At 71.3% G+C, this 22,213-nt stretch carries 21 protein-coding genes and 2 tRNA genes; 12 read left to right on the forward strand and 11 right to left on the reverse strand.

The genetic code is table 11. The features are described from left to right. Positions 1-12 precede the first annotated feature (12 nt). Positions 13-753: an amino acid ABC transporter ATP-binding protein gene (locus tag ACSQ11_RS12900; protein WP_436006001.1), complete on the reverse strand. Its 741-nt coding sequence runs from the start codon at positions 751-753 to the stop codon at positions 13-15. A gap of 138 nt (positions 754-891) precedes the next feature. Here ACSQ11_RS12900 and ACSQ11_RS12905 point away from each other — a divergent pair. After that, positions 892-968 (forward strand) — tRNA-Ile (locus tag ACSQ11_RS12905). Between the two features lie 299 nt (positions 969-1,267). Then, the gene (locus ACSQ11_RS12910) at positions 1,268-1,783 is read left to right on the forward strand and encodes a DUF3145 domain-containing protein (protein WP_436006003.1); all 516 of its coding nucleotides are present in this window, start codon (positions 1,268-1,270) and stop codon (positions 1,781-1,783) included. Between the two features lie 170 nt (positions 1,784-1,953). On the opposite strand, the gene ACSQ11_RS12915 is transcribed toward ACSQ11_RS12910, so the two are convergent. The 8 genes from ACSQ11_RS12915 to argG form a co-directional block, all read right to left on the reverse strand. After that, positions 1,954-3,402, reverse strand: coding sequence for an acyl-CoA carboxylase subunit beta (locus ACSQ11_RS12915; protein WP_436006005.1), 1,449 nt, complete (start codon positions 3,400-3,402; stop codon positions 1,954-1,956). After that, entirely contained in the window at positions 3,402-4,646 is a 1,245-nt protein-coding gene (gene fabF / locus ACSQ11_RS12920; RefSeq protein ID WP_436006007.1) for a beta-ketoacyl-ACP synthase II, read from the reverse strand. Before fabF ends, ACSQ11_RS12915 begins: the two co-directional genes overlap by 1 nt. Positions 4,647-4,764: 118 nt before the next feature. Further along, complete coding sequence (locus tag ACSQ11_RS12925) at positions 4,765-5,013, reverse strand: acyl carrier protein (protein ID WP_035901591.1); 249 nt, start codon at positions 5,011-5,013, stop codon at positions 4,765-4,767. 95 nt (positions 5,014-5,108) lie between these two features. Continuing rightward, positions 5,109-6,119 (reverse strand): beta-ketoacyl-ACP synthase III, encoded by a 1,011-nt coding sequence (locus ACSQ11_RS12930; protein WP_436006778.1) that lies wholly within the window; start codon positions 6,117-6,119, stop codon positions 5,109-5,111. After that, complete coding sequence (locus ACSQ11_RS12935) at positions 6,116-7,294, reverse strand: acyltransferase domain-containing protein (RefSeq protein ID WP_436006010.1); 1,179 nt, start codon at positions 7,292-7,294, stop codon at positions 6,116-6,118. Before ACSQ11_RS12935 ends, ACSQ11_RS12930 begins: the two co-directional genes overlap by 4 nt. Before the next feature lie 78 nt (positions 7,295-7,372). Next, positions 7,373-8,578 carry a PucR family transcriptional regulator gene (locus tag ACSQ11_RS12940; RefSeq protein WP_436006012.1) on the reverse strand — a complete coding sequence of 402 codons (1,206 nt, stop codon included), beginning with the start codon at positions 8,576-8,578 and terminating at the stop codon, positions 7,373-7,375. Between the two features lie 80 nt (positions 8,579-8,658). Further along, entirely contained in the window at positions 8,659-8,928 is a 270-nt protein-coding gene (locus tag ACSQ11_RS12945; protein ID WP_436006014.1) for a hypothetical protein, read from the reverse strand. A gap of 102 nt (positions 8,929-9,030) precedes the next feature. Further along, a complete protein-coding gene (argG, locus tag ACSQ11_RS12950) occupies positions 9,031-10,458 on the reverse strand; it encodes an argininosuccinate synthase (protein WP_436006016.1) in 1,428 nt (475 codons plus the stop codon). A 133-nt stretch (positions 10,459-10,591) separates the two neighbouring features. Between argG and ACSQ11_RS12955 the strand changes: the two genes are divergently transcribed. The 5 genes from ACSQ11_RS12955 to ACSQ11_RS12975 all read left to right on the forward strand — a co-directional run bounded on the left by ACSQ11_RS12955 (position 10,592) and on the right by ACSQ11_RS12975 (position 15,286). Further along, positions 10,592-11,722, forward strand: a complete 1,131-nt coding sequence (locus ACSQ11_RS12955; RefSeq protein WP_436006018.1) for a glycerophosphodiester phosphodiesterase family protein — start codon at positions 10,592-10,594, stop codon at positions 11,720-11,722. Between the two features lie 69 nt (positions 11,723-11,791). Next, positions 11,792-12,727: an ABC transporter ATP-binding protein gene (locus ACSQ11_RS12960; RefSeq protein ID WP_436006020.1), complete on the forward strand. Its 936-nt coding sequence runs from the start codon at positions 11,792-11,794 to the stop codon at positions 12,725-12,727. Then, a complete protein-coding gene (locus ACSQ11_RS12965; protein ID WP_436006022.1) occupies positions 12,724-13,581 on the forward strand; it encodes an ABC transporter permease in 858 nt (285 codons plus the stop codon). Before ACSQ11_RS12960 ends, ACSQ11_RS12965 begins: the two co-directional genes overlap by 4 nt. Before the next feature lie 35 nt (positions 13,582-13,616). Continuing rightward, positions 13,617-14,684: a sensor histidine kinase gene (locus ACSQ11_RS12970; protein ID WP_436006024.1), complete on the forward strand. Its 1,068-nt coding sequence runs from the start codon at positions 13,617-13,619 to the stop codon at positions 14,682-14,684. After that, the gene (locus tag ACSQ11_RS12975) at positions 14,681-15,286 is read left to right on the forward strand and encodes a response regulator transcription factor (protein WP_436006026.1); all 606 of its coding nucleotides are present in this window, start codon (positions 14,681-14,683) and stop codon (positions 15,284-15,286) included. The genes ACSQ11_RS12970 and ACSQ11_RS12975 overlap by 4 nt, the downstream gene beginning before the upstream one ends. Positions 15,287-15,307: 21 nt before the next feature. Here ACSQ11_RS12975 and ACSQ11_RS12980 read toward each other — a convergent pair whose 3' ends face one another. Both ACSQ11_RS12980 and aceE read right to left on the reverse strand, forming a co-directional pair. Next, positions 15,308-15,823, reverse strand: coding sequence for a hypothetical protein (locus tag ACSQ11_RS12980; protein ID WP_436006028.1), 516 nt, complete (start codon positions 15,821-15,823; stop codon positions 15,308-15,310). 242 nt (positions 15,824-16,065) lie between these two features. Continuing rightward, positions 16,066-18,831 (reverse strand): pyruvate dehydrogenase (acetyl-transferring), homodimeric type, encoded by a 2,766-nt coding sequence (aceE, locus tag ACSQ11_RS12985; RefSeq protein ID WP_436006030.1) that lies wholly within the window; start codon positions 18,829-18,831, stop codon positions 16,066-16,068. A 104-nt stretch (positions 18,832-18,935) separates the two neighbouring features. Here aceE and ACSQ11_RS12990 point away from each other — a divergent pair, with 104 nt between their 5' ends. From ACSQ11_RS12990 to ACSQ11_RS13010, 5 genes are all read left to right on the forward strand, one after another. Beyond that, entirely contained in the window at positions 18,936-19,439 is a 504-nt protein-coding gene (locus ACSQ11_RS12990) for a PH domain-containing protein (protein WP_436006032.1), read from the forward strand. A gap of 11 nt (positions 19,440-19,450) precedes the next feature. Continuing rightward, complete coding sequence (locus tag ACSQ11_RS12995; protein WP_436006034.1) at positions 19,451-21,022, forward strand: PH domain-containing protein; 1,572 nt, start codon at positions 19,451-19,453, stop codon at positions 21,020-21,022. 99 nt (positions 21,023-21,121) lie between these two features. Further along, on the forward strand, positions 21,122-21,592 hold the full coding sequence (locus ACSQ11_RS13000; RefSeq protein WP_436006036.1) for a DUF3052 domain-containing protein: 471 nt from the start codon (positions 21,122-21,124) through the stop codon (positions 21,590-21,592). A gap of 25 nt (positions 21,593-21,617) precedes the next feature. Next, positions 21,618-22,091 carry a peroxiredoxin gene (locus ACSQ11_RS13005; protein ID WP_436006038.1) on the forward strand — a complete coding sequence of 158 codons (474 nt, stop codon included), beginning with the start codon at positions 21,618-21,620 and terminating at the stop codon, positions 22,089-22,091. A 48-nt stretch (positions 22,092-22,139) separates the two neighbouring features. After that, a tRNA-Val gene (locus tag ACSQ11_RS13010) sits at positions 22,140-22,212 on the forward strand. Position 22,213 lies beyond the last annotated feature (1 nt).

Below are 22,213 nucleotides of genomic sequence, written 5' to 3' on the forward strand. Positions count from 1 at the left end.
GATTGGGCTGGGTCAGTGCGTGAGGATCTTGCCGAGGAAGTCCTTGGCGCGGTCGCTCTTGGGGTGGGTGAAGAACTCCTCGGGAGTGTTCTCCTCCACGATCTGGCCGTCGGCCATGAAGACGACGCGGTTGGCGGCCTTGCGGGCGAAGCCCATCTCGTGGGTGACGACGATCATCGTCATCCCCTCCTTGGCCAGGCCCACCATGACGTCGAGGACCTCGTTGATCATCTCGGGGTCGAGCGCCGAGGTCGGCTCGTCGAAGAGCATGACCTTGGGGTCCATCGCCAGGGAGCGGGCGATGGCGACGCGCTGCTGCTGGCCGCCGGAGAGCTGGGCCGGGAACTTCTGGGCCTGGTGGGCGACGCCGACGCGCTCGAGGAGCTCCATGGCGCGCTTCTCGGCGTCGGCTTTCTTCTGCTTGCGGACCTTGATCGGGCCGAGCGTGACGTTGTCGAGGATCGTCTTGTGGGCGAAGAGGTTGAACGACTGGAACACCATGCCGACGTCCGCGCGCAGCTGGGCGAGCGCCTTGCCCTCCTCGGGCAGCGTGTTGCCGTCGATGGTGATCGACCCGGACTCGATCGTCTCGAGGCGGTTGATCGCGCGGCAGAGGGTCGACTTGCCGGAGCCGGACGGGCCGATGACGACGACGACCTCTCCCTTGCCGATCTCCAGGTCGATGTCGCGCAGGACGTGGAGGTCGCCGAAGTGCTTCTGGACGTCCTTGAGGACGACGAGGGGCTCAGTCATGGGCGAAACCTACCGTCATGTGCCTGTCGTCACGCATGACTGGCCCGATGCGACACCGATTCGCAACGTGGTCGGCGTGCCCGAACCCCGTCGTATGCCGGGTGCTCACCGCCCGCAGGTAGGCTCGGCCCCGCTTCAGGGGCGGTAGCTCAGTCGGTCAGAGCAGCGGACTCATAATCCGTCGGTCCTCGGTTCAAGCCCGAGTCGCCCCACCACGTCCGACCCGGGCTGCAGTCGAGAGTGCACGACCTGCCGCGGGACGGACCCGGCCACGGCGTGTCGTGCACTCTCGACGTCCTCGACTGGGGGGGAAGTGACCGGGGTGTCCCCGTGGTGTTCGTGGTGCTGGTGCGGCATGATGTGCACACGGTTCACGAGTTCGCTCGTGAGGCGACAAACAGCGGCGCGGAGCGCGCCCTCACAGCAAGCTGGCCGGCATACATGTTCTGCCGCCTCCGAAGACCACGTGCGACGGCGTTGGGGAAGACGTCCCTTGCACACCAAGGAGGCCAGGATGTCTGTCGCGACGCGACGTGTGTCGACCCGGGGAGTGGTGTTCATCCACTCGGCCCCGGCAGCGCTGTGCCCCCACATCGTGTGGGCGCTCGAGTCCGCCACGGGCTTGCGCGTCACCATCGACTGGACCTCGCAGCCCGCTGCGCCGGGTCTCAAGCGGGGTGAGTTCTCGTGGATCGGTGAGCAGGGCACGGGTGCGCGCATCGCCTCGACGCTGCGCGGCTGGCAGGGCGTGCGCTACGAGGTGACCGAGGACCCGAGCGCCGGCTGCGACGGCTCGCGCTGGTCGCACACCCCGAGCCTGGGCATCCACCACGCCACGACCTCCGCGAGCGGCGACGCCGTCATCAACGAGGAGCGGCTCAAGGAGATCCTCCTGCTCGCGCAGGGCTCGCCCGACGCCATCGAGGAGATGATCGAGGAGGTCCTCGGCACCGAGTGGGACGCCGAGCTCGAGCCGTTCCGCTACGCCGGCGAGGGCGCACCCGTGCGCTGGCTGCACCAGGTGGGCTGAAGCGCCGCACCACCCGCACGACCCACACACGTCGCGAGGCCCGCTCCGGTACAGGGGGAGCGGGCCTCGTGACGTGTGCGGGCACCATGCGGAGGAAACCTTGAGGGTCCGGAGGGACATGTTCCCTCCGGACCCTCAAGCTTCCCGCACGAGGAGCACAAGCTGGGAGGTCACAGGGGAATGTTGCCGTGGTCGCCGCGGCGCTGGGGTGCCTCGGCGATGGCCGCCGCGAGGGCCGAGCGGGTGGCGGTGGGCTCGACGATCTCGTCGACGACGCCGATCTCGACCGCGCGGGCGAGACCACCGGACAGGCGGTCGTGCTCGTCGGCGAGCTGCTGCTCGACGGCTGCGCGCTCGGAGTCGTCGACCTCGGCGAGGCGGCGGCGGTGCAGGATCCGGATCGCCGCGACCGAGCCCATGACGGCGACGTGGGCCGTCGGCCAGGCGAACACCTTGGTGGCGCCGAGCGAGCGCGAGTTCATCGCGATGTAGGCGCCGCCGTAGGTCTTGCGGGTCACGAGCGTCACCCGGGGCACGGTGGCCTCGGCGAACGCGTGGAGCAGCTTGGCACCGCGGCGCACGACGCCGTCCCACTCCTGCCCGACGCCGGGGAGGTAGCCCGGGACGTCGACGAGCACGATGAGCGGCACGCCGAACGCGTCGCACATGCGCACGAAGCGCGCGGCCTTCTCGGCGCTGGGGGAGTCGAGGCAGCCGCCGAGGCGCATCGGGTTGTTGGCGATGACGCCGACCGTGCGACCACCGAAGCGACCGAGCTGGGTGACGATGTTGGGCGCCCAGCGCGGGTGCAGCTCGACCGAGTCGGCGTCCTTGTCGAGGACGTTGTCGACGACGGGGTGCACGTCGTAGGCGCGCTTGGCCGACTCGGGGAAGGTCTCCTCGAGGTCGAGGTCCTCGATGCCCGAGGCGTCGAGCGTGCCCTGGTCGGCGAGCAGCGAGCACAGCTGGCGACCGCGCTCGTAGGCCTGCTCGGTCGACTCGGTGACGACGTGGACGACGCCGCTGCGACGGCCGTGCGGCTCGGGCCCGCCGAGGCGGAGGGCGTCGACGGCCTCGCCGGTGACCGAACGGACGACGTCGGGGCCGGTGACGAAGATGCGACCGTCGGGCGCGAGGATGACGATGTCGGTGAGCGCCGGGCCGTAGGCCGCGCCACCGGCGGCCGCACCGATGACGACCGAGATCTGCGGGATCTTGCCGGACGCGCGGGTCATGATCGCGAAGACCTCACCGACCGCGTGCAGGCTGACGACGCCCTCGGGGAGGCGCGCGCCTCCCGAGTGCCAGATGCCGACGACGGGTATGCCGTCCGCCAGCGCCCGCTCGTAGGCCGCGAGGACGACCTTGCAGCCGGCGACGCCCATGGCGCCACCCATGATCGTGGCGTCGGAGCAGAAGGCGGCGACGCGCGTGCCCTGGCAGGTGCCGACGGCGGCGAGCATGCCGGAGTCGTCCTCGGGCGTGATGAGCTCGACCGAGCCCTCGTCGAAGAACTCGGCGAGCCGCAGCCGCGGGTTGCGCGGGTCGGTGGCGCGATCGGGCTTGGGCTTGGTCGCGGCGGACGCGGTGGCGGACGCCTCGTTGGGCTGGTGCGCCATCAGATGCTCTTCACCGCGAGGGCGACGTTGTGGCCGCCGAAGCCGAAGGAGTTGTTGAGGGCAGCGATGTCGCCCTCGGGGAGCTTGCGGTGCTCGCCGCGCACGACGTCGAGCGTGATCTCGGGGTCGAGGTTCTCGATGTTGATCGTCGCCGGGGCGATGCGGTGGTGCACCGAGAGGATGGTGAACAGCGCCTCGAGAGCGCCTGCGGCACCCAGGAGGTGGCCCGTCATCGACTTGGTGCCGCTGACGCACATGCCGTCGGTGGCGTCGCCGAACGCGCGCCGGATGGCGTTGGCCTCGGCGATGTCGCCGACCGGCGTCGAGGTGGCGTGGGCGTTGATGTGCACGATGTCCGCCGGGGTGAGGCCGGCGCGCTGCACGGCCTCGCGCATGGCACGGGACGCACCGGCGCCCTCGGGCTCGGGGGCGGTGATGTGGTGGGCGTCGGACGACATGCCCGCCGGTGCGAGCTCGGCGTAGATCCGTGCGCCGCGGGCCTTGGCGTGCTCCTCGGACTCGAGGACGATGACCGCGGCACCCTCACCCATGACGAAGCCGTCGCGGGCGGTGTCGTAGGGGCGGGAGGCGTGGGCCGGGTCGTCGTTGCGGGTCGAGAGCGCCTGCATCTGCGCGAACCCGGCGAAGGGCAGCGGGTGGATGGCGGCCTCGGTGCCACCGGCGACGACGATGTCGGCGCGGCCGGAGAGGATCTGGTCGACGGCGAGCCCCATGGACTCGGCCCCGGAGGCGCACGCGGAGACGGCGGTGTGGGCGCCGGCCCGCGCGCCGAGGGCGAGCGAGACGTTGCCGCTGCTCGTGTTGGGCATGAGCATCGGGACGGCGAGCGGGAAGACGCGGCGCACGCCCTTCTCGCGCAGGTTGTCCCACTGGGTCAGCAGGGTGTGGACGCCGCCGATGCCGGTGCCGATGGCCACCATGAAGCGCTCGGGGTCGACCTCGGGGCTGCCGGCGTCGGCCCAGGCCTCGCGCGACGCAACCATGGCGTACTGCGCGCTGGGGTCCATGCGGCGGCACTCGACCTTGGTGAGCACCTCCTCGGGGGAGGTGTGGATGGTGGCGGCGAAGGTGACGGGCAGCTCGTACTTCTCGACCCAGTCCTCGTGCATCGGACGGGCGCCGGGGGTCCCGGCGAGGATCGCGTCCCACGTCTCGGTGATCGTCCCACCGAGGGGGGTGGTGGCTCCGAGTCCGGTGACGACGACGCGACGTTCGGTGCTCATGTTCGATGACTCCTTGGCGTGGGACGGGCCGACTTGTTGCGCTCCGGGGCGCGCTTCGGGGCAGGTGTGCCGCCGCGTGCTGCACTCAGGAGCGCAACAAGTCGAAGGGGAGAGCGGGTCAGCTCTGGTTGGACTGGATGAACGAGACGGCGTCGCCGACGGTGCGGAGGTTCTTGACCTCGTCGTCGGGGATGCGCACGCCGAACTTCTCCTCGGCGTTGACGACGATCGTCATCATCGACAGCGAGTCGATGTCGAGGTCGTCGGTGAACGCCTTGTCGCTCTGGACGGTCTCGGGGTCGAGGCCGGTCTCCTCGTTGACGATCTCTGCGAGACCCGCGAGGATCTCCTGCTCGCTCTGAGCCATGTCGTGCTCCTTCATGGTTCGGGTCCGCCGGATGCGGACGCTCTGGGGTGGTGCATGGTGCTGTGGCCCTTGGAACCCGGGGCCCGCGGGAGTCTCTAGGGGAGGGTGACGACCTGGGCGGCATACGACAGGCCGGCACCGAAGCCGATCTGCAGCGCGAGTCCTCCGCGAGGGGCCAGGCCCTCGCGCAGCAGCCGCTCGGTCGCGAGGGGGACCGAGGCTGCGGAGGTGTTGGCCGAGTCGACGATGTCGCGGGCGACGGCCACGTGGTCCGGCACCTTGAGCTGCTTGCACATGGCGTCGATGATGCGGACGTTGGCCTGGTGCGGGATGAAGGCGTCGAGCTGGTCGACCGTCACCCCGGCCACCTCGAGGGCGCGCTGGGCGACGGGAGCCATGCCCCAGACGGCCCAGCGGAAGACCCGCTGGCCCTGCATGCCGATCGTGGGCCAGTCGAGCTTCTGCTCGTGGACGTCGATCCAGCTCTCGTTCTGGGCGATGACGTCCCACTTGTCACCCTCGGAGCCCCACACCGTGGGACCGATGCCCGCGGTGTCGGAGGCGGTGACGATCGCGGCGCCCGCGCCGTCACCGAAGATGAAGGCGGTGCCACGGTCGGTCCTGCTCGTGAAGTCCGAGAGGCGCTCGACCCCCACCACCGCGACGTTGCGGGCGCTGCCACCGCGCACCATGTCGCTGGCGAGCGAGATGCCGTGGCAGTAGCCGGCGCAGGCGGCGGAGATGTCGAAGGCGGCGGGGGAGCCCATGCCCATGCGGTCCGCGAGGGCGGGTGCGGCAGCGGGCGTCTGGTAGGGGTGCGTCACCGTCGCGAGGATGACGGCGTCGATCTCGCCGGCCTCGAGGCCGGCCATCTCCAGAGCGTCCCGGGTCGCGAACTCGGACATGTCGATGACGCTCTCGCCGTCACCGGCGAAGTGCCGGGTCTTGATGCCGGAGCGCTCCTGGATCCACTCGTCGGAGGAGTCGATCGCCTCGACGAGCTCGGAGTTGGGGACGACGCGGCGGGGGCGGTAGGCGCCGATGCCGGAGATGCGCGCGTGGGCGGCGCCGCTGGGCGGGGTGATGAGTCCGGTCACGCGACTCAGCCTTCCTGGGGGTGCAGACGGAGGACGGGCTGGCCGGGGGAGACGGGGTCACCGTCCTCGACGAGCCACTCGACGACGCGGCCACCGTGCGGGGCGACGACCTCGTAGGTGTCGCGCAGGGTGCCGACGGTGGCGACGACGCTGCCGGCGTCGACGGCGGTGCCGACCTCGCTGTGGGTGAACGAGACCATGCCCTTGGCGGGGCTGATGACGAGGCGCCACGTCGGGTCCTGGGCGACGCCGGAGCTCTTGCCGTGCTCCTTGACCATCCGGTGCGCCTGCTCGAGGTCGTCCGGGCTCTTGAGCGCGAGGATCTCGACGTCCTTGAGGACACGCTTGGCGAGCCCGGCGAGGGTGCCGGCCGGCGGGATCTCGATGATGCCCGTGACGCCGAGCTCCTTGAAGGTCTCCATGGTGAGGTCCCAGCGGACCGGGTTGCTCACCTGGCTCACGAGGCGACCGAGCACCTCGCGACCGCTGTGGACGACGGCGCCGTCGCGGTTGGAGACGAGCGGCACGCGCGCGTCGTGCGTCGACATGGCCTTCGCGTAGCCGGACAGGACGTCGACCGCAGGCGCCATGTGCTCGGTGTGGAACGCGCCGGCGACCTTGAGGGGGATGACCCGGGCCTTGGCCGGCGGCTCGGCGGTGAGCGCCGCGAGCTGCTCCATCGTGCCGGCCGCGACGACCTGGCCGGCACCGTTGATGTTGGCAGGAGTGAGGCCGTGGCGCTCGATCGTCGCGGTGACGTCGTCGGGGTCGCCACCCATGACGGCGCTCATGCCGGTCGGGGTGACGGCGCTGGCCTGCGCCATGGCCCGGCCGCGCTCGCGGACGAAGACCATGGCCTGCTCGGCGGAGATGACGCCTCCGGCCGCGGCGGCGGTGATCTCACCGACGGAGTGGCCCGCTCCGGCTCCGACGAGGCGGAACCCGTCGGCAGGGTGCTCGAACAGCGCGAGCAGCGAGACGAGTCCCGACGCCACGATGAGCGGCTGGGCGACGGCCGTGTCCTTGATGGTCTCCTCGTCGGACTCCGTCCCGTGCTTGACGAGGTCCATGCCGGCGACGGCGGAGAGCCAGCCGAGCCGTTCGCGCACGCCGGGGATGGCGAGCCAGGGGGTGAGGAAGCCGGGGGTCTGGGAGCCCTGTCCAGGGCAGACGATCACGAGCACCCCTTCAGCGTGTCGGTCGACCCACCTCCGGGGCGCGACGGCAGGCGACGATTCTCGCCGCCGACTTCTGTAGGGTTCCTACAACTCGCGAGGAGCCGGTCGGGGGACCCGCTGGGCGGGCTCGGGGGCTACTCGTCCGTAGGCCAGGGCGAGGCGGACCGTCTGCGCGTCGTGCGGGTCGGTGAGGTCGTAGCCGATGGTGTCGGCGATCTTGGCGAGGCGGTAGCGCACCGTGTTGGTGTGGACGAAGAGCTCGCGCGCGGTGCCCTCGAGCCCGAGCCCGCCGTCGAGGTAGGCCGCGGCCGTCTCGAGGAGGTTGCCGCCACCGCTGGCTGACAGCGGGGCGTAGACGCGCGACACGAGCGATGCCCGCGCCGGTAGGTCGCCGAGGAGCGCGCGCTCGGCGAGGAGGTCGTCGCTGCGGACCGGGCGGGGAGCCTTGGGCCAGGCGTGGGCGGCCGTGTGGCCCGAGAGCGCGGCGCGCGCGCTGCGCCCCGCGGCATACAGGTGCGGGACGACGGGACCGACGACGATCGGGCCGTCGCCGAAGTGGTCGCCGAGGTGCGACGCCGTGACGAGCGCGTCCGAGACCTGGCCGACGATGCACACGACGCGGCGGCCGTGGATGGCCACCAAGACCTCGACGCCGAACCGCTTGGCCGAGCGGTGCAGCTGGTCGACCACCTGTGCTGCGCCCGTGCTCGGCGTGGAGCCCACGATGACGCACACGTCGCTCGTCGTGCCCCAGCCGAGCGCGGAGGCGCGCGACTGCATCGAGTCGTCGGCCTCGCCTCGGATGACGGCGTCGACGACGAGCGCCTCGAGGCGGGCGTCCCAGGCGCCGCGCGCCTCGGCGGCGTGGGCGTAGACCTCGGCCGCGGAGAACGCGATCTCACGGCTGTAGAGGAGGACGGCCTCGCGGACCTTGACCTCGTCACCGCCGGCGGCCAGGCCCATCGACTCGCGCTCGACGACGTCGACGACGGTGCGCACGAGGTCGAGTGTCTGGCCGAGGCTGATCGACCGGGTCAGCTCACGCGGCGCCGTGCCGAAGACGTCGGCCGTCACGTGCGCCTGGTCCTGGCTCCCCGTGAACCACTCGATGAACGACCGGATGCCGGCCTGGGCGACGAGCCCGACCCAGGAGCGCTCCTCCGGCGGGAGTGCGCGGTACCACCCGTGGGAGGCCTCCATCTGCTGCACCGCGGCGGCTCCGAGGTCGCCCGCGGCACGTTCGACGCGACGCCGGGTGGCCGCTGACGGGCGGCTTCGCGAGGTGGGCACCTCCGGAGTCTATTTGTATGCCGCGCACAATCCGCATCCGCTGTCCACCGGAGACACGCATCGTGAGACGGGTGTGCTGGTCAGGCCTGCCAGCCGAGCAGGGACTCGCCGAGCGTCAGCGTCAGCCACCACACGCCGGCCGCGACGAACGGCAGAGCGAGGATCGGCCACGGCCACCGCGTGAACCAGCGGATCGCCGTGACGAGCAGGACCAGCCAGAAGGCGAGCAGCAGGACGATCGCCCACATCGGGGCAGCCAGACCGGCGGCGACGTAGAACGGCAGCACGGCGAAGAGCCCGAGCACGCCGAGGGTCGCGACCACCCGCTCGAGAATGCGACGTCCGTCCATGGCCCCAGCATCCCGCACCACCGGGACGACCGACTGCCCTTCCGCGACATCCTCGCGGGCGCTCGGTGTCCCGGAAGGGCAATCGGTCGGAACGGAGCGGCGTCAGTCGGTACCGAACTCCATGGCGGCGCGGTCGAGCGCGTCACCGTCGGGTCCCTCGGAGGCCGGGTTGTCGGTGATCCGGTCGTAGCCGCCCGCCGGCAGCTCGCCGAAGAGGGTGCCGTTCTCGACGAGGAGCTGGCCCTGGTCGACGGGCTGCTCGGCGTAGAGCTCGAGCTTGGCGCGGCTGTCGGCGATGTCGAGGTTGCGCATCGTCAGCTGGCCGATCCGGTCGAGCGGTCCGAACGCGGCGTTCTCGACGCGCTCCATCGACAGCTTGTCGGGGTGGTAGCTGAAGTTCTCGCCGCGGGTGTCGACGATCGAGTAGTCGTCGCCACGCCGCAGCCGCAGGGTGACCTCGCCGGTCACGACGGAGGCGATCCAGCGCTGGACGGCCTCGCGGAGCATGAGCGACTGCGGGTCGAGCCAGCGGCCTTCGTAGAGCAGCCGCCCGAGCCGGCGACCCTCGTTGTGGTAGTTCGCGACGGTGTCCTCGTTGTGGACGGCGTTGATGAGCCGCTCGTAGGCGATGTGCAGCAGGGCCATGCCCGGCGCCTCGTAGATGCCGCGCGACTTCGCCTCGATGATCCGGTTCTCGATCTGGTCGGACATGCCCAGGCCGTGCCGCCCGCCGATGGTGTTGGCGAGGTCGACGAGGGCGACGGGGGAGAGCTCCTCGCCGTTGATCGCGACCGGGCGTCCCTGGACGAACCGGACGGTGACGTCCTCCTGCTCGATGACGACCGACTGGTCCCAGTGCTTGACGCCCATGATCGGCTCGACGATCTCCATCGACTCGTCGAGGTGCTCGAGCGTCTTGGCCTCGTGGGTCGCTCCCCAGATGTTGGCGTCGGTCGAGTACGCCTTCTCGGCGCTCGACCGGTAGGGCAGGTCGCGCTCGGTGAGCCACTCGCTCATCTCGTGCCGACCGCCGAGCTCGCCGACGAACGCCGGGTCGAGCCACGGCTTGTAGATGCGCAGTCCCGGGTTCGCGAGCAGCCCGTAGCGGTAGAACCGCTCGATGTCGTTGCCCTTGAAGGTGGAGCCGTCGCCCCAGATCGACACGTCGTCGGCCTGCATGGCCCGCACGAGGAGCGTGCCGGTGACGGCGCGGCCGAGGGGCGTGGTGTTGAAGTACGTCTTGCCGCCGGAGCGGATGTGGAAGGCCCCGCACGCGAGGGCGGACAGCCCTTCCTCGACGAGGGCGCTGCGGCAGTCGACGAGGCGCGCGATCTCGGCGCCGTACTGGCCGGCGCGGTCGGGCACCGTGTCGATCTCCGGCTCGTCGTACTGCCCGAGGTCCGCGGTGTAGGTGCAGGGCACCGCCCCTCGCTCTCGCATCCAGGCGACGGCGACGGAGGTGTCGAGACCCCCGGAGAAGGCGATGCCGACGCGCTCGCCGACGGGCAGGGAAGTGAGTACCTTGGACACGTTGCAAGACTATACAGTCGAGCGCATAACCACAAATGCGCTCGTATGCCGGGCACAACCCGCCGTGCGCCGGTCACCTTCCGTCCACCTCCTCGACAGGCGAGACGTCGCCGACCGCCCTACGTTTGACGGCATGAGGCGACCTCTTCTCTCCGTCCTGCTCGCGGCCGGTGTGGCCCTGTCGACCGTGGCTGCCACGGCACCCGCGGGTGCCGATGCGCCACCGACGTCCCAGGGGCGCGCGAAGTTCACCGAGCCCCTGGTGCACGCCCACCGCGGCGCGTCCGGCTACCGGCCCGAGCACACGCTCGCGGCCTACCGGCTCGCCGTGCAGCAGGGTGCCGACTACATCGAGCCTGACCTCGTCATGACCAAGGACGGGGTACTCGTCGACCGGCACGAGCCCGAGATCGGCGGCACGACCGACGTCGCCAGCCACCCGGAGTTCGCCGACCGCAAGGTCACCAAGACGCTCGACGGCAAGGCCACGACGGGCTGGTGGGTGGAGGACTTCACCCTCGCCGAGCTCAAGACCCTGCGCGCCAAGGAGCGGATCCCGGCGCTGCGTCCCGAGAGCGCGAGCTTCGACGGGCAGTTCGAGGTCCCGACCCTCGAGGAGGTCCTCACCCTGCGCGAGGAGCTCAGCGTCCAGACCGGTCGCACCGTCGGCGTCATCCCCGAGATCAAGCACTCGACCTTCCTCCACGACGCCGGCCTCGACCCCGAGGTCGCGCTCATGGAGGCGCTCACCGCGCACCGGCTCAACCGGGCGAATGCCGCACTCTGGGTGCAGAGCTTCGAGCTCACGCCGCTCATCCGGCTCGACGACGAGCTCGGCTACAAGGCCAACCTCGTCTTCCTCGTGAGCGCGAGCGGCCGCCCCTACGACCTCGAGGCCCAGGGCGACCCCCGCACCTACACCGACCTGCTCACGCCGACGAGCCTCAGGGCCCTGAGCAAGGACATCGACGGGCTCGGCGTCGACAAGAGCCGCGTCATCCCGCGTCGCGCCGACGGCACCCTCGGCACGCCGACCACGCTGGTCGCCGACGCCCACCGGGTCAAGCTCGACGTCACGCCGTGGACGTTCCGCGCCGAGAACTCCTTCCTCCCGGTCGACTACCGCATCGGCACGAACCCGGCGACGCACGGCCGCATGGGTGACGAGGTGACCCGCTTCTTCGAGGCCGGTGTCGACGGCGTGTTCTGCGACCAGCCCGACATCTGCGTCGCCGCACGCGCGGAGTTCCTCGCCCGCCCCTGACAGATGTCACGGCGAGGTCGTGCCTCCCGGCACTGTCGTGGCAGGCGGTCCGCGACCGAGCCTTGAGGCATGACCACGAACGACACACCCGCCGTCGAGATCACGGCACTCACGAAGTCCTTCCCGAGCCGCGCCGGGACCGTCCATGCGGTGCGCGGCCTCGACCTCACCGTCACCCGCGGTGAGGTCGTGGCGTTCCTCGGCCCGAACGGCGCGGGCAAGACGACCACGCTCGACGTCGTCCTCGGGCTGACCACGCCGACCACGGGTGAGGTCCGCGTCCTCGGGCAGTCACCGCGCGAGGCGGTCCGTGCAGGCCGCGTCTCGGCGGTCCTGCAGACGGGCGGGTTGCTGCGCGACCTCACCGTCCTCGAGACGGTCGAGCTCATCGCGAGCACGTATGCCGTCCACGCACCCGTCGCGGACGTCCTGCGTCGGGCGAACCTCACCGCGCTCTCGTCGCGCAAGGTCTCGAAGTGCTCCGGCGGCGAGCAGCAGCGGCTCCGGTTCGCGCTCGCCCTCCTGCCCGACCCCGAGGTGCTCGTCCTCGACGAGCCCACCGCCGGGATGGACGTCTCGGCGCGGCGTGCCTTCTGGGACGCGATGCACGCTGAGGCCGACGCCGGCCGCACCGTCCTCTTCGCGACGCACTACCTCGAGGAGGCCGACAGCTTCGCCGGCCGGATCGTCCTCGTCGCCGAGGGGCGAGTCGTCGCCGACGGACCGACCGACGTCATCCGCGGGCAGGCCCTGGGACGCACCGTGGCGGCCCGGCTCGACGTCGACCTCGTCGACGCGGCCGCGACCGAGCTGCGCGGCCTCGCCGCCGTCCACGAGGTGCGGGTCGACCACGACCGCCTCACGGTGACGACCACCGACTCCGACGGCGTGGCCCGCCTCCTCCTCACCTCCCTGGCCGCACGTGACCTCGAGGTCACCACGGGCTCGCTCGAGTCGGCCTTCATCGCCCTCACCACCACCGCCTCCGAAGGAGCTGCAGCATGACCACGACGAGCACCTCACCCGACCGGCTGACCGAGGACGCCGACGCGACCGCGCGGCAGCCGGCGTCCACGCGTGGCGAGCCGAGGGCGCGAGGGGAGCGGACGGCATACGTGCGTCTGGAGCTCCGGCGCGTCCTGCGCGACCTCGTGACGATGTTCTTCGTCGTGGGGCTCCCGGCGTTCATGTACGTCCTGTTCGGGGCGAGCGCCGGCTACTCGCAGCAGAGTGCGGGCAACGGCAACGTCGCGCTCTACGTCATGATCTCGATGGCCGCCTACGGCGCCGTCACGGCCACCGTCGGCATCGGCGGCATGGCCGCGGTCGAGCGGATGCAGGGGTGGGGCCGGCAGCTCGGGCTCACCCCGCTGGGTGACGGGACCTACGTCGCGACCAAGGCCGTGGTCGCGCTGGTCGTCGCGACGCTGCCGATCCTCGTCGTCTACGTCCTCGGGCTCCTCACGGGCGCCGAGGGCACGGTGACGGCCTGGCTCGGGAGTGCGGCGATCCTCGTCGTGGGCGCGGTGATGTTCGCGCTCTACGGGCTGATCTTCGGGCTGGCCTTCCGGTCCGAGTCGGCCGTCACCGCGGCGTCGGGCTCGCTCGTCGTGCTCGGCTTCCTCGGCAACATCTTCTTCCCGCTCAGCGGGTTCCTCCTCGACCTCGCGCGGTTCACGCCGCTCTACGGTTACGTCTCCTTGGCGCGCTACCCGCTCACCGAGGGCGACGTCATCGACGCCGGTGGTGCGCTGGTCCACGAGGCGCTGTGGATGTCGGTGGCTAACGTGGCCGTGTGGACGACGATCTTCGCGGTGCTCGCGACCTGGCTGGTGCGTCGCAGCCGCGGTCGGCAGTGAGCACACCCTCCCCGGCAGCGGTCCCCGACCGGTCCATGGGGACCCACCCCTGGCAGCGCTGGGGGTGGGTCATGGGTGGCGTGTGGCTCGTCTTCCTCGCCTTCCCCATCGCCGGTGTCGTCGACAGCGGTGAGAGCCGGCCGCGGGTCGTGGCCGCCGTGCTCCTCTTCGTCGCGTTCGCCGTCGTCTACATCCGGGGCTTCCGCGCCATGGCCGGGGCGGGCAGCGACGCCGACGTCGTGCGCAGCGGGGTCGCCCACCTCGCCGTGCTCGTCCTGCTCTGCGGCGCCATCCACGTCCTCGTCGGGCCGGCCTCGGTCGGTGGCGGTCCCTACCTCGTCGCGCTCGCGATGTTCGTCCTGCCGATGTGGGCGGCGGTCGGTGTCACGGCCGTCGTGCTCCTCGTCACCGTGTGGCTCACCGCAGTCTCGAGCGAGCTCGCCGACTCGTGGTACCTCCCCGGCATCGTCCTGCTCGTCGCCGTCGTCACCGCGGTCGTGCGGACCATCGAGCGCCGGAGCATGCTGCACGACGAGCTCGCCGCCGAGCTCACCGTGACGGCCGAGCGGGACCGCGTCGCCCGCGACGTCCACGACGTCATCGGTCACACCCTCACGGCGATGAGCCTCAAGGCCGACGTCGCCGAGAGGTTGGTCGCCACCGACCCCGAGCGTGCGCGCCGTGAGATCGCCGAGGTCGGCGTCCTCAGCCGACAGGCACTCGCCGAGGTGCGTGCGGCCGTCGGCGGGATCCGCTCCGCGCGACTCGACGACGAGATCGCCTCTGCCGCCCGCGTGCTCGTGTCCGCCGGCATCGCGGCGGACATGCCGACCGACCTCACTGTCGTCGACCCGCGCCATCGCGTCGTCCTTGCCTGGGTGCTCCGGGAGGCCGTCACCAACGTCGTGCGGCACAGCGACGCGACCGTGTGCCGAGTGGTCCTCGGGCCGTCGTCCCTCACCGTCGAGGACGACGGGCGCGGACCCTCGGGGCTTCGCGAGGGCAACGGGCTGCGTGGCGTCCGGGAGCGGGTGGACGCCGCCGGGGGCGTGCTGCGGGTCCTCGACGCATCGCCCGGGACTCGTCTGGTCGTGACCCTGTGATCCGGGTGCTCGTCGCGGACGACCAGGCACTCGTGCGCGGTGCCATCGTCACGCTGCTCGGCCTCGAGCCGGACGTCGAGGTCGTGGCCGAGGCGGGCCGGGGTGACGAGGTGCTGCCGCTGCTCGTCGAGCACGAGGTCGACGTCGCGCTCGTCGACGTCGAGATGCCCGGACTCGACGGCATCGAGGTCTGCCGGGCGATCACGGCGGCCGGGCTGCCGACGCGCGCCCTCGTCGTCACGACGTTCGGCCGGCCCGGATTCGTCCGCCGTGCGCTGGAGGCGGGGGCGGCCGGGTTCGTCGTCAAGGACACCCCGGCCTCCGAGCTGGCCGACGCGGTGCGGCGTGTCCACGCCGGGGAGCGTGTCGTCGACGGCGCGCTCGCGGCGGAGTCGCTCATCGAAGGAGCGAACCCGCTCACCGCCAGGGAGCAGGACGTGCTCCGGGCGGCGCTGAGCGGTGCACCCATCGCCGTGGTCGCGAGGACGGTGCACCTGTCGGAGGGGACGGTGCGCAACCACCTGTCGTCGGCGATGGCCAAGACGCACACGTCCACCCGGGCTGAGGCGGCGAACCACGCCCGCGACCGCGGCTGGCTCTGACACCCCGTCCGGAGGAACGGGTCAGCAGCGCCGGCCCGAGACGGCGAGCCAGGTGCCGTCCGCGAGGTGAGCGATCTCGAGGGTGGTGGCTCCGGCGCGAGCGGTGACGGAGTCGCCGGACGGTGTGGGCGTCGCGAGTGTCCACTGCTCGGCAGGGGTCGTGGACCAGTCGCGGTTCTCGTGGAGGTAGCGAGCGACAGCGCCCGTCGGGGTGCCGGCCCCCGTGGCGTCGGGCGCGACGGAGATCGCCCAGCCCGAGCAGGCCGCGCCCGGACCACCGTTCGGCGCGGGGCTGTCGAGCAGGGGAGTGCCGAGGGTGGATCCGGGTCGGGTGGAAACGGAGCCGGAGGCAGGCGGAGGCGTGGGGGCCGTGGTCGTGCCGGGTGCGGCGCCCCCTGCAGCCGAGGAGCTGACGCTGGGTGCGGGGCTGCTCACGGGTGTCGCGCCGGGACCCTCGGCCGTGCCGCAGCCGCCCAGGAGGGCCAGCGCCAGCGCGAGCACGGTCCCGGTCGCCGCACGCCGGAGAGGCAGGTCCATCGTCATGCCGCTTGGACGTCGCTGCGGCCGACCCGGTTCCACGGGACGCCGGCCAACGACAGGCGGGACGGCACACGGAGCCGGGGGCGGGACGGCATACGGAGCCGGGCGGGACGGCATACGGCAGAGGGCGCGGAGCGCCACGGACGCGACTGCGCCACGGACGCGACGGCGCCATGAACGGGACTGCGCCCGCCACCCCGGGTGGGGTGACGGGCGCAGGGAGTCCGGTGAGGCTCGGGTCAGCTGTCGCCGCCCTCGTTGCCGCTGGTGCCGGCGCGGACGTCGAGCAGGTCGTACTTCTCGGCGGCCTTGCCCGGCACGTCGGCCGGGACCTCGCCGCGGGCGGCGAGCACCTGGAGGGTGCGGACCGCGAGCGACGGGCCGTCGACGTGGAAGAAGCGGCGGGCCGCGGGACGGGTGTCGGCGAAGCCGAAGCCGTCGGTGCCGAGCGAGTGGAACTCGCCAGGCACCCACTGCGCGATCTGGTCCGGGACCGCCCGCATGTAGTCGGAGGTCGCGAGCACCGGGCCCTCGACGTCCTTGAGCTTCTGCGTGACGTAGGGGACGCGCTGGTCGTTCTCCGGGTGGAGGAAGGCCTCCTCGTCGCAGGAGAGACCGTCGCGGCGCAGCTCGCCCCACGACGTCACCGACCAGACGTCGGCGGCGACGCCCCAGTGGTCGGCGAGCAGGCGCTGGGCCTCGAGGGCCCACGGCACGCCGACGCCCGACGCGAGGAGTTGCGCCCGGGCGGGGGAGTGCGTCCACCCGGAGGTGTCGGCCTTCTCGATGAGGTGCATGCCGCGCAGGATGCCCTCGGTGTCGACGTCCTCGGGCTCGGCCGGCTGGACGTTGGGCTCGTTGTAGACCGTGAGGTAGTAGATGAGGTCCTCGGGCGAGTCGCCGTACATGCGCTGGAGACCGTCGCGCATGATGTGCCCGATCTCGTAGCCGAACGCCGGGTCGTAGGACACGACGGCCGGGTTGGTCGACGCGAGCAGCGGCGAGTGGCCGTCGGCGTGCTGGGTGCCCTCGCCGGTGAGCGTGGTGCGCCCGGCGGTGGCGCCGATGAGGAAGCCTCGCGCCATCTGGTCGGCAGCGGCCCAGATCGAGTCGCCGGTGCGCTGGAACCCGAACATCGAGTAGAAGATGTAGATCGGGATCATCGGCTCGCCGTGCGTCGAGTAGCTCGTCGCCGCCGCGGTGAAGGCCGCGACCGAGCCCGCCTCGTTGATGCCGAGGTGGAGGATCTGGCCCTGCTCGGACTCGCGGTAGCTGAGCATGAGGTCGTGGTCGACCGGGGTGTAGTTCTGCCCGTGCGGGTTGTAGATCTTGAGCGTCGGGAAGAAGCTGTCCATGCCGAAGGTGCGGGCCTCGTCGGGGATGATCGGCACGATCCGCTTGCCGAACTCCTTGTCGCGCATGAGGTCCTTGAGCAGGCGGACGAAGGCCATCGTCGTGGCGATCGTCTGCTTGCCGGAGCCCTTCTTGACCTGCTTGTAGGCGTCGTCGCCCGGCAGCGTCACCTGGGTGTACTTGCTGCGGCGCTGGGGGATGGGCCCACCGAGCTCACGCCGGCGCTCGAGCATGTACTGCAGCGTCGGGTCGTTCTCGCCGGGGTGGAAGTACGGCGGCTGGTAGGGGTTCTCCTCGATCTGCGCGTCCGTGATCGGCAGGCGCAGGACGTCGCGGTAGCCCTTGAGGTCGTCGACCGTCATCTTCTTCATCTGGTGCGTCGCGTTGCGCCCGGCGAAGCCCTTGCCCAGTGAGTAGCCCTTGATGGTGTGCGCGAGGATGACCGTCGGCTGGCCGGTGTGGTTGACCGCCGCCTGGTAGCCGGCGAAGACCTTGCGGTAGTCGTGGCCACCGCGCTGCAGGTCGTGCCAGATCTGGTCGTCGGTGAGCCCCTCGACCATCTTGCGGGTGCGAGGGTCACGGCCGAAGAAGTGCTCGCGGACGTAGGCGCCGTCGTTGGCGCGGAACGTCTGGTAGTCACCGTCGGTCGTCGTGTTCATGATGTGGCGCAGCGCGTGGTCCCGGTCGGCGGCGAGCAGCGGGTCCCACCCGCGGCCCCAGATGACCTTGACGACGTTCCAGCCGGCACCGCGGAAGAACGCCTCGAGCTCCTGGATGATCTTGCCGTTGCCGCGCACCGGGCCGTCGAGCCGCTGGAGGTTGCAGTTGACGACGAACGTGAGGTTGTCGAGCTCCTCGGTGGCCGCCAGCTGGAGCAGGCCGCGCGACTCCGGCTCGTCCATCTCGCCGTCGCCGAGGAAGGCCCACACGCGCTGGTCGCTCGTGTCCTTGATGCCGCGGTTGGAGAGGTACTTGTTGAACTGCGCCTGGTAGATCGCGTTCATCGGGCCGATGCCCATCGACACCGTCGGGAACTGCCAGTAGTCCGGCATCATCCGCGGGTGCGGGTAGGACGACAGGGCCCGGATCTTGCCGTCGACGAGGTGGCTCTTCTCCTGGCGGAACCCGTCGAGGTCGGCCTCACCGAGGTGGCCCTCGAGGAAGCTGCGGGCGTACATGCCGGGGGAGGCGTGGCCCTGGAAGAAGATCTGGTCGCCACCACCGGGGTGGTCCTGCCCGCGCCAGAAGTGGTTGAAGCCGACCTCGTAGAGGGTGGCGGCCGAGGCGTAGGTGGAGATGTGGCCACCGACGCCGACCCCGGGGCGCTGGGCGCGGTGCACCATGACGGCGGCGTTCCAGCGGATCCAGCGGCGGTACTGGCGCTCGACCTCCTCGTCACCCGGGAACCAGGGCTCCTGCTCCTGGTCGATCGAGTTGACGTAGTCGGTCGCCGTGAGCGACGGGACGCCGATCTGGTTCTCACGAGCCCGCTCCAGCAACCTCAGCATGAGGTAGCGCGCGCGCTGGCGCCCACCCTCGTCGATCACCTGGTCGAGCGAGTCCAACCACTCCGAGGTCTCCTCGGGGTCGATGTCGGTGAGGCTGCTCGGGAGGCCATTGAGGATCGGTCCGGCTTCCTCGCGAAACGTCACGACGTGTCCCTTCTTCGTGCGGATGAGACCAAGAACTGGTCGCGACCATCCTGTCACTGGGGAGTGGCAGCCGTCACACTCGGGTCGGCTGGCAGGCTGTGACCATGACAACCGAGCTCGACCCCGGTGCCGTCACCCTGCGTGGCGACGAGCTGCCGTGGCGCCCCGTGAGCCCCGCACTGCGGACCGTCCGCCTCGTCACGCTGTTCGTCTGGCTCGTGCCGTTCGTCGCGGCGTTCGCCGTGCCGGCGGTCCTCGTGTCGTCCTGGTTCTGGATCGGGGCGGTCGTCGTCCTCGCGGTGCTCGCCTGGGGAGTGTGGCTCATCGGCCGGCAGGTCTCGGCGATCTCGTGGATCGAGCTCCCCGACGAGATCGTCATCCGCAAGGGCCGTCTCTTCCGCTCGCTCGTGAGCATCCCCTACGGCCGGCTCCAGTACATCGACGTCCAGTCCGGTCCGCTCATGCGCTCGCGCGGCATCGCGTCGTGCGAGTTCCACACGGCCTCACCCGAGAGCGGGGGCACGCTGCCCGGGCTGCCGCTGGACGAGGCCGAGGCGCTGCGCGGACGACTCGCGGCCCGCGGCGAGGCCCAGCGAGCCGGCCTGTGACCGAGCCGGACGTGCCCACATCCGGCGTCGGGGGACGTGGCGAGAACGACCTCGGGCTGGGCGAGTGGCAGCACCTCCACCCGTTGTCCCCGCTCGTTCGTGGCGGGGTCGGCGGCATCGCGGTCATCGGGTATGCCGGGTCGCAGTTCGTCGACGACATCTTCCGCAGCATCGGCGGTGGCGGGGACGCCGACGACGACCCGTCGGCCGGGGGTCTCCGCGACGGGCTCGGGTTCCTCTTCGACCACTCGCTCGCCACCAGCGGCGTCGTGCTCCTCGCGCTGCTCGTCGTCGGTCTGCTCGGCTGGCTCTCATGGCGCTTCTCGAAGTTCCGGGTGACCGGTGGTCAGATCGAGCTGCGCAAGGGCTGGCTCTTCCGCGAGCACCGCCAGGTCCCCCTCGAGCGGGTTCAGGCCATCGAGATCAGCCGCCCGCTCATCGCGCAGATCACCGGACTCTCGCAGGTCATCGTCCAGTCCGCCGGTGGCGGCGACTCGCACCTCAAGCTCGCCTTCCTCTCGGCCCGTCGGGCCGACGAGGTGCGGCGCGAGCTCATCGCACTTGCCGGTCGTCGTGACGAGGCGGCACCGCTCAGGGACCTCGGCCACGTCGACGCGCCGGGTGCCCCGGCGGCGGCGAACGCCCCCACCAGAGGTGCCGACGGGACCTTCGGGGGACGCCCCGGCGCAGGCGCGCTCCTCGGCGACGACGAGGGTCGTGAGGTGCTGCGCGTCCCCAACTCACGACTCTTCGTCGCGACGATCCTCCACGGCGGGACGATCTTCCTCGGCGCGGTGGCGCTGATCGGCGCGAGCCTCGCGCTCGCGGCATACGGATCGTCGATCGAGGTGCTCACGGGGGCCGCGATCGCCCTCCCGGCCATCGGCCCGCTCGCGTTCGGCATCGCCGTCAACCGCGTCGGCGAGCTGCTCAAGCACGGCAACTTCCGCCTCGCCGACACAGGGACTGCCGCCCGCATCCAGCACGGTCTCACCGACAAGCGGACGACGACCGTCCCGCTGCACCGCATCCAGGCCGTCGGCATGGTCCAGCCGCTGTGGTGGCGCCCGCTCGGGTGGTGGCGGGTCAGCGTCAACGTCGCCGGGATCGGCCACGACCCGACGGGTGACGACGGCGACAAGGACACGACCGTCCTGCCGGTGGGCACGCTCGACCAGGCCCTCGACGTGCTCGCGCTGCTCGACCCCGCGATCTCTGCGGACGACCTGCGTCGGGCCGCGCTCGGTGACGGGCGCGACGGCGGGTGGACCCTCGTGTCGGAGCGGGCGCGCTCGCTCGACCGGCTCAGCTGGCGCCGCAGCGGCTTCGCCGTCTCGCCGCACTCGCTCATGGTGCGCAGCGGCCGTCTCTGGCGTCGGGTCTCGGTCATGCCGCACGCGCGCGTCCAGTCGCTGACGATGTCGCAGGGCCCGCTCGAGCGCCGCCTCGACCTTGCGACCGTCACGCTCGTCTCCACCCCGGGTCCGGTGTCGGTGTCGATCCAGCACCTCGAGACCGCCACCGCCACCGAGCTCCTGCACGACGAGACCGCCCGGGCCCGCGACGCACGCCACGTTCGGTAGGACTCCCCGGCCCGGGAAATCTCCGGAACCGCTTGCAGAAGCGAGGACGTTCCTAGTCAACTAGAGCTCCCACCGCCGTTCGAGGAGAGGTAGCCGACCGTGAACACGCCTGCAGCACCAGCCGCTGACCCGGGGTCCGCAGACCCGGCGTCCGCCGACACCGGGTCCGCGGACCCGGGCTCCGTCGGCCGACTCGGCTTCGTCGCTGAGCAGATCGTGCAGGAGTTCGGCTGGGACGGTGACGTCGACGACGACTTCAGGTTCGCCGTCGAGGACGTCATCGGGTCCGACCTCGAGGACGAGGACTACACCGGTGAGACCGACGCGGCGCTGCTCTGGTGGCGAGCCGGTGACGGTGACCTCACCGACGCCCTCGTCGACCTCGTCGGCGTCCTCCAGGAGGGCGGCTTCGCCGTCGTCCTCACTCCCAAGGACCGCGACGGCGGAGCGGTCGACCCCTCCGAGATCGACGAGTCCGCAGGCACGGCTGGTCTGCACCGCGCCGGCGCCTTCCACGCCTCCCCGCGCTGGCGGGCCACCAAGCTCGTGGCACCCAAGGGACGCCGCTGACCCCGACTGGGGCAGACTGCAGGGCATGAACGACGTCCTGACCGGTCTCTCCGTGGGGGAGCGGGCCCCCCTGTTCACCCTGCGCGACCAGAACGGCGTCGACGTCTCGCTCGCCGAGCACCTCGGCCGGCGCCACGTGCTGCTCGTGTTCTATCCGTGGGCCTTCTCCGGGATCTGCACCGGCGAGCTCACCGAGATCCGCGACAACCTCGGCAGCTTCGTCACCGAGGACGTCCAGGTGCTGACGATCTCGTGCGACGCGATGTTCTCGCTGCGCGCGTACGCCGACCGCGACGCCTACTTCTTCCCGCTGCTCTCGGACTTCTGGCCGCACGGCGAGGTCGCGAAGGCCTATGGCGTCTTCGACGACAAGGCCGGGGTCGCCCGGCGGGGCACCTTCCTCATCGACCCGGAGGGGATCATCCGCTGGTCGCTCGTGAGCGGCATCGGTGAGCGCCGCGACTTCAGCGGCTACCACGACGCACTCGCCCGCGCCTGACGGCGTCCTGACACAATGGGCGACCGCACGACGCCGAGCGTCGTGCCGGGGCCTGTAGCTCAGTTGGTAGAGCACCGCGTTTACACCGCGGGTGTCGTCGGTTCGAGGCCGGCCGGGCCCAC

This window comes from Knoellia sp. LjRoot47 (assembly GCF_964253435.1).
In the GTDB taxonomy this organism is placed as follows: domain Bacteria; phylum Actinomycetota; class Actinomycetes; order Actinomycetales; family Dermatophilaceae; genus Knoellia.

Excerpts from the sequence above, each read along its gene's own strand:
- ACSQ11_RS13005 (WP_436006038.1), top strand. The coding sequence starts at position 21,618 with ATGAACGACGTCCTGACCGGTCTCTCCGTGGGGGAGCGGGCCCCCCTG.
- ACSQ11_RS12960 (WP_436006020.1), top strand. The coding sequence starts at position 11,792 with ATGACCACGAACGACACACCCGCCGTCGAGATCACGGCACTCACGAAG.
- ACSQ11_RS12925 (WP_035901591.1), bottom strand. The coding sequence starts at position 5,013 with ATGGCTCAGAGCGAGCAGGAGATCCTCGCGGGTCTCGCAGAGATCGTC.
- ACSQ11_RS12915 (WP_436006005.1), bottom strand. The coding sequence starts at position 3,402 with ATGGCGCACCAGCCCAACGAGGCGTCCGCCACCGCGTCCGCCGCGACC.
- ACSQ11_RS12955 (WP_436006018.1), top strand. The coding sequence starts at position 10,592 with ATGAGGCGACCTCTTCTCTCCGTCCTGCTCGCGGCCGGTGTGGCCCTG.
- ACSQ11_RS12965 (WP_436006022.1), top strand. The coding sequence starts at position 12,724 with ATGACCACGACGAGCACCTCACCCGACCGGCTGACCGAGGACGCCGAC.
- ACSQ11_RS12945 (WP_436006014.1), bottom strand. The coding sequence starts at position 8,928 with ATGGACGGACGTCGCATTCTCGAGCGGGTGGTCGCGACCCTCGGCGTG.
- ACSQ11_RS12900 (WP_436006001.1), bottom strand. The coding sequence starts at position 753 with ATGACTGAGCCCCTCGTCGTCCTCAAGGACGTCCAGAAGCACTTCGGC.
- ACSQ11_RS12990 (WP_436006032.1), top strand. The coding sequence starts at position 18,936 with ATGACAACCGAGCTCGACCCCGGTGCCGTCACCCTGCGTGGCGACGAG.
- fabF (WP_436006007.1), bottom strand. The coding sequence starts at position 4,646 with ATGAGCACCGAACGTCGCGTCGTCGTCACCGGACTCGGAGCCACCACC.
- ACSQ11_RS12910 (WP_436006003.1), top strand. The coding sequence starts at position 1,268 with ATGTCTGTCGCGACGCGACGTGTGTCGACCCGGGGAGTGGTGTTCATC.
- ACSQ11_RS12980 (WP_436006028.1), bottom strand. The coding sequence starts at position 15,823 with ATGGACCTGCCTCTCCGGCGTGCGGCGACCGGGACCGTGCTCGCGCTG.
- ACSQ11_RS12970 (WP_436006024.1), top strand. The coding sequence starts at position 13,617 with ATGGGGACCCACCCCTGGCAGCGCTGGGGGTGGGTCATGGGTGGCGTG.